This window comes from Actinoallomurus oryzae (assembly GCF_039541955.1).
GTDB lineage: Bacteria > Actinomycetota > Actinomycetes > Streptosporangiales > Streptosporangiaceae > Actinoallomurus > Actinoallomurus oryzae.
In genome coordinates, this window is record NZ_BAABHF010000062.1 from 54584 (window position 1) to 60727 (window position 6144).

The following is a 6144-nucleotide window of genomic DNA, read 5'->3' on the forward strand; positions in this document are numbered from 1 at the left end:
AGCGCCTCCCACGTCGCCGCGCCCACCGCGCCCGCCGCGCCGGGGGCGCCGGCGCGTCCTGGCCGCCGTCGCCGCGCTCGCCCTCGCGGGCGCGGTGACCGGCGTGGCCTACGGCCGGCCGCGTCCGCCGCTGTTCGCCCCGCGCCTCTCCGGGCCGGACCGGCTGGTGACCAACGAGTACACCCACTGGAACCCGCAGGCGCCGGACGGCCGCAGGTCCAGGGACTGGGACGTCACCAGCGGCTCGCTGTTCGTCCGCGACGGCGTGGCCTGGTCGGGCACGCCCGACCGGGCCACGCCGAACGCCGGTTCCTCGAACGGGAGCGGCTCCAGCGTGTTCCGGATGACCACCCGGCGCCGCGACTTCGGCGACGTGAACGTCTCGCTGAGCCTGCGCGACCTCGGGCTGACCTCCTCCGGACGCGCCGGGCCGTCCGCGATCGACGGAGTGCACCTCTTCCTGCGCTGGCAGACACCGGCCGAGCTGTACGTGGTCTCGCTCAACCGCCGGGACGACCTCATCGTGATCAAGAAGAAACGGCCCGGCGGAACCGCGAACGGCGGCACGTACGTCACGCTCGGCCAGACGCGCTACACCGTGCCGTACGGCGTGTGGCAGCGGTTCGCCGTACGGATCAAGACCTCCGGCGGCGACCTCGTCGCCATCAGCGTCCGGCACGGGGACCGGGAGGTGCTCACGGCGGTGGACGACGGGGCCGAGGGCCCGGCGATCCTCGCCCGTGGCGCGGTCGGGCTGCGCGGCGACAACTGCGACTTCGAGTTCCGGGACTTCCGCGTCACCCGCGCCTGAGCATCGCCGCGTCTCGCGCCCCGGCCGGCGGGATGTTGTGGTTCAGCCGGAACAGGTTCGCCGGGTCATGCACCGCCTTCAGCTCGGCGAGCCGCCGGTGGTCCGCCGGTTCGTACGCGTCGCGCACCTGGTCCGCGCTCCGGTCGCCGTAGATGAAGTTGAGGGAGCGCCCGCCGGTGCTCCACGGCTCCATCGCCTCGTACACGCGCCGGTGCGCCGCACGTACGGCGTCGAGGCCGGCGCCGGTCAGGGGCGACAGGACGCGCAGGATGAAGCGCGCCTCCCGGTGGCCGACCGCGTTCGGCACGGCGGGGGTGCGGGCGAGCGCTCCGCCCAGGTGACGCAGGTCGACCACGCACGGCACCGGGGCGTCCGCTCCGGCCAGCTCATGCACGGTGCGCACGGCCCGGTCGTCGAGGTCGCGCAGCAGGACGTTGGATCCGGTGTACCCGTGCGGCTGGGCCGGGTCGTTGTAGATGGAGCCGCCCTCGGCGTACGGCAGTTCGGCGAGTGTGTCGCGCAGCGGCGTCCCTGCGGACCGGAGCGGCGCGACGAGCCGCTCCCCCTCGGCCGCGTCCCCGAGGTGGGCGATGCGCACGTGGGTGATGTGACGGCCGCGCATCGGCTCCGGAACGCCCGGCACGTCGGGGAACGGGATCATCCCCACCGAGGCCGTCATCGTCTCGGGCACCGTGGCCGTCCAGCTCCGGAAGACCTCCAGCACGTCCGCCGCCTGGTCCGCGGAGAAGAACAGGCCGCCGCCGTACAGCCGGTCGACCGGCACGAGACCGACGCGCATCCCGGTCACCACGCCGAAGTTGTCCCGGCCGCCGCGCAGCGCCCAGAACAGGTCCGGCTCGCTTTCGGCGGTGACGTGACGCGGCCGGCCGTCGGGTGTGACGACGTCGATCGCGTGCACGTGGTCGGCGGCGTACCCGTACGCGCGGGCCAGCAGCCCGAGGCCGCCGCCGAGCGTGTAGCCGACCGCGCCGGTGTGCGGCGCGCTGCCGTTCAGCGGCGCGAGCCCGTACGGCGCGGTCGCGCGCACCACCTGGTCCCAGCGGGTGCCCGCCTCGATCCAGGCCGTACGCGTGCCGGTGTCCACCCGGACCCCGGTCATCCGGCGCGTGCCGATCAGCAGGCCGCCGTCGGCGGGCACCGACAGCCCGTGCCCGGTCGCCTGCACCGCCACCGGGAGCGCGCGGGCGGCGGCGTACGCCACGGCCGCCTGGACGTCGGCGGCTCCCGTCGCGCCGACCGCCACGGCCGGCCGGTGGCGCCAGGCGGTCTGGAAGCCGTTCCGCTCGTCGTCGTACGCGTCGTCGCCGGGCACCAGCACCGGACCGCGCACCTGGTCCTTCAGCGCGGCGAGCGTTTTCATGGATCGACCTCCTCGTCGGGTGACCCGTCCACCGTCGCGTCCCCCGAGCCATAAGTCCAAGATCTGATAAGTCTCGCTACTAGCATGATTCGTTATGGAGCTTCGGCAGTTCGAGTACTTCGTGGCGGTGGTCGAGGAGGCGAACTTCACGCGCGCCGCCGAGCGGCTGCACGTGGCGCAGCCTGGAGTGAGTGCGCAGGTCCGGCGGCTGGAGCGGGAGCTCGGCGAAGAACTGCTCGACCGCTCGGGCCGTACGGTCCGCCTGACGGAGGTGGGCGCCGCCGTGCTTCCGTACGCCCGGGCGGCGCTGGAGGCGGTCGCCGGTGCCCGCGACGCGGCGGCGGAGTTCACCGGGCTGGTGCGCGGGCACGTCACCGTCGGCATGGTGTCCTCGGCCGCCACCCACGACGTGGACCTGCCGGGAATGCTGGCGGAGTTCCACGGGCGTCACCCGGCGGTGGAGATCACGCTGTCCGAGGCGGGCTCCGGTCCGCTGCTCGGCGCGGTGCGCGCCGGCCGGATCGACGTGGCGTTCGCCGGCCTGGCGGCGGACCCGCCTCCGGGCGTCGACGTACAGGTCATCACCGACGAGCCGCTCGTCGCCGTCGTCGGACGGGACGACCCGCTGGCCGGTACGGAGAGGATGACCCTGTGGGCACTCGCCGCGCGGCCGCTCATCTGCCTGCCTCCGGGCACCGGCATCCGCGCGTGTGTGGACGACGCCTTCGGCGCGGAGGGGCTGCGTCCGCGCTTCGTGTTCGAGGCCGGCGACCCGCGGTTCCTCGCCGCACTGGCCGCCCGGGGGCTCGGCGTCGCCGTCCTGCCGGAGTCGATCATGGGCGGCCGGGAGGACGCGCTGCACGCGATCCGGCTGCGGCCCGCGGTCCGCGGCCGGCTGGTGTTCGCGTGGCGCTCCGAGGGCCCGGTGAGCCCGGCGGCGCGGACGTTCGTACGCCACGCCCGTACGTCCCTGACGGTGCGTTTCTCTCGCTCATGAGTACGCGTGTTCTCTGATTCACTCGCGCCGCTCACTCATGAGTCAGGGCCCGCCGGAGCGTGGTCGCGTCCGGCGGGCCCTGAGACCGAAGGTGATCAGTTGGTGATGGCCAGGCCCGTCTTGGGGTCGAAGAAGTGCAGGCTGCGGTTGTCGACGGCCAGCTCGATCTTCTGGCCGGCCTGGACGCGCGCCCGGGCGTTGACGCGGGCGGTCCACAGCGCCTTGTTGTCCGCCAGCGGCAGCGACGCGCCCTCGTCGCCGTCGGTGGCGTCCTGCGCGAGGTCGGCGGCGTCCTTGTGCTGTACGGGCGGCGCGTCGATCGAGAAGATGACGTTGATCTCGCTGCCCAGCTCCTCGGTCAGGTCGGCCGTGGCCTCGATCCGCGCCCAGTCGTTGTTGGCGTGGGCGGAGTCCTCGAAGTCGGAGGGACGCACGCCGAGGATGACGTCACGGTCGAAGTAGCCGTCGAGGCCGGGCCGGTCCGACAGGGTCTCCGCCGGGATCGGCAGCTTGTGGCCCGCGAAGGCCACGTGCGGGCCGTCGTCGCGGACCAGCTTGGCGCCCACGAAGTTCATCGCGGGCGAGCCGATGAAGCCGGCGACGAACAGGTTCACCGGGTTGTCGAACAGACGCTGCGGCGTGTCGACCTGCTGGAGCTTGCCCTCGCGCAGCACGCAGACGCGGTCGCCCAGGGTCATGGCCTCGACCTGGTCGTGCGTGACGTACACCGTCGTGACGCCCAGGCGCTCGTGCAGCTGACCCAGCGAGGCGCGCATCGACACGCGGAGCTTGGCGTCGAGGTTGGACAGCGGCTCGTCCATCAGGAACGCCTGCGGCTCGCGGACGATCGCCCGGCCCATCGCCACGCGCTGCCGCTGGCCACCGGACAGGTTGCGGGGCTTGCGCTCCAGGAACTCGGTGAGGCCGAGGATCTCAGCGACCTCGTCCACGCGCTTGCGGATCTCCGCCTTGGGCACCTTGCGGAGCGTCAGCCCGAACCCGATGTTCTGGCGCACCGACAGGTGCGGGTACAGCGCATAGCTCTGGAACACCATCGCGACGTCGCGGTCGCGCGCCGGCGTCCGGTTCATGACCCGGTTACCGATGCGGAGCTCGCCTCCGGTGATCTCCTCAAGGCCGGCGACCATGCGCAGCGCCGTCGACTTGCCACACCCGGAGGGCCCGACGAGCACCATGAACTCACCGTCCTTGATCTCCAGGCTCAACGAGTCCACGGCCTTGTTCCCGGCCGGGTAGGTCTTGTCAAGGCGATCCAGCGTGATCGCAGTCATAGGGACGGTCTCCTTTCGAGCGGGCCGCGACCGAGGTACGAGTGCGTCGGGGGTGACGGCCCAGAGGCAAGGCGGATAAAAGAGGGCTGTCGGCGAACAGCGTGCCGACTACTTTCGATCAACAGCGTTGAAACGTACGGGCCCGGCGCCGGACGGGGCATCCCAATGGATCTCCGCCCAGGACACCTGGCCATCGGCCTCCGGATCGTGGCCGGATCGGTCGGCGAGCATCTGGATGATGCCCAGCCCCCGGCCGCGTTCGTCCTCCACGGCCGCGGGCCCCGGCTCGGCCCAGGAGGGGCTGCCCAGGTCGGCGACCTCGATCCGGGCCCATCCCTCGCGGCCCCGAATCCGGAGGGTCACCAGGGACCCCGCCTCACCACTCGGTGTGTGGCGGATGGCGTTGGTCATCAGCTCGCTGGTGACGAGCTCGATGTCGTCGCACCGGGGTGAGTGCTCGAGCGCCGCATGGACGAGCCTGCGCGCGACCGCGACGATGGCGGGCACGCCCGGGACCGAGATGCGCCAGTCGACGATGACGTCACGGCCACGAGAGTCGTCGGTGGGTGTGGTCCTGCTCATCGGGATCGATTCCTGGGCCGCCGGACGTCGACCGGCCGCCCATACGCGGTGGTTCGCGGTCACTCGCCCTCCTTCGTCGGAGGGAGTGACCACTGGGGCCGTGTCTTCGATTCCCTCGCTTCGCTCGGTCACGGGGCCACCTCCGTGGCTCGATCGCAGGCGCCGGGGAACCCGGAGTCCGTCCCCCCGATTCGGGCAGACCGTCGTCATGGGGGTTCTGATCATGGAACGCATCTCGACTACTCCCATGGCGGCCGCCTATACTCGATACATGCTTGTTATATATTGACGTTATCTACTAGTCAATAGAGGATGCCGAGTTTGTGGGCATCACTGGCGCTTGACAGACCGACCTAACATGGCTGACATGTAGGTAGGAGAAAGGGGGTGGCGCTAGGTGCGACCGGTGTTGCTGGCGCTGCTGGCCAAAGAGCCGGCTCATGGATATGAGCTCAAGCAGGCGCTGGAGCAGACCTTCGGAGGCGCTTACCCTTCCCCGAACATCGGCCAGATCTATGTCACGCTGGGACGACTCGAGAAGGACGGCCTGGTCCGCAGCCAGGACGTCGAGCAGACCAGCCGGCCGAACAAGAAGGTCTACGAGCTGACCCCCGCCGGCCGCGATGCCCTCGCCACCTGGGTCGACGAGCAGAGCGACGGCCCCAAGCTGCGCGACGACTTCTTCGTGAAGCTCGCGCTGGCCCCGATGACCGGGGCCGCCGACCGGATGACGCTGATCAACCGGCAACGACGTCACCTCTTGAACCTCATGCGCGGCCTGTCGGACCTCGCGGCGGCGACCGACCGGAACAACACCGTCGCGCTCCTGCTCATCGAGGGCGCCCGCCTGCATCTCCAGGCCGACCTCGAGTGGCTTGAGCGCTGCCAGGAGGAGCTCACCTGAGCCTGCCGCGTACGGCACGGCGGACGAGCCCGGCGATTCCTTTTTGACACTGCTCTCAGGCGAGCCGAATGTCACGCGAACCCTTTCGTGGTCCGCGTGACATTCAGCCCGCCATTCTTATTTGACGGAGCCGGCGAGGACGCCCTGGACGAAGTAGCGCTGGAAGGCGAAGAACAC

6 protein-coding genes are annotated in these 6144 nt (G+C 71.1%); 3 read left to right on the top strand and 3 right to left on the bottom strand.

From position 1 onward, the window contains the following. Positions 1-811, top strand: an 811-nt coding sequence (locus ABEA10_RS47300) for a hypothetical protein (RefSeq protein ID WP_345475265.1), incomplete at its 5' end; no start/stop codon positions are given. Here ABEA10_RS47300 and ABEA10_RS47305 read toward each other — a convergent pair. Next, complete coding sequence (locus ABEA10_RS47305) at positions 798-2192, bottom strand: FAD-binding oxidoreductase (protein ID WP_345475266.1); 1395 nt, start codon at positions 2190-2192, stop codon at positions 798-800. The genes ABEA10_RS47300 and ABEA10_RS47305 overlap by 14 nt on opposite strands. A gap of 94 nt (positions 2193-2286) precedes the next feature. Here ABEA10_RS47305 and ABEA10_RS47310 point away from each other — a divergent pair, with 94 nt between their 5' ends. Next, complete coding sequence (locus tag ABEA10_RS47310; protein WP_345475267.1) at positions 2287-3189, top strand: LysR family transcriptional regulator; 903 nt, start codon at positions 2287-2289, stop codon at positions 3187-3189. 95 nt (positions 3190-3284) lie between these two features. On the opposite strand, the gene ABEA10_RS47315 is transcribed toward ABEA10_RS47310, so the two are convergent. Both ABEA10_RS47315 and ABEA10_RS47320 read right to left on the bottom strand, forming a co-directional pair. Further along, the gene (locus tag ABEA10_RS47315; RefSeq protein WP_345475268.1) at positions 3285-4481 is read right to left on the bottom strand and encodes an ABC transporter ATP-binding protein; all 1197 of its coding nucleotides are present in this window, start codon (positions 4479-4481) and stop codon (positions 3285-3287) included. Between the two features lie 108 nt (positions 4482-4589). Continuing rightward, entirely contained in the window at positions 4590-5063 is a 474-nt protein-coding gene (locus ABEA10_RS47320; RefSeq protein ID WP_345475269.1) for an ATP-binding protein, read from the bottom strand. A 397-nt stretch (positions 5064-5460) separates the two neighbouring features. On the opposite strand from ABEA10_RS47320, the gene ABEA10_RS47325 reads away from it, so the two are divergent. Beyond that, positions 5461-5967 carry a PadR family transcriptional regulator gene (locus ABEA10_RS47325; RefSeq protein ID WP_329243851.1) on the top strand — a complete coding sequence of 169 codons (507 nt, stop codon included), beginning with the start codon at positions 5461-5463 and terminating at the stop codon, positions 5965-5967. The last annotated feature ends 177 nt before the right edge of the window (positions 5968-6144 follow it).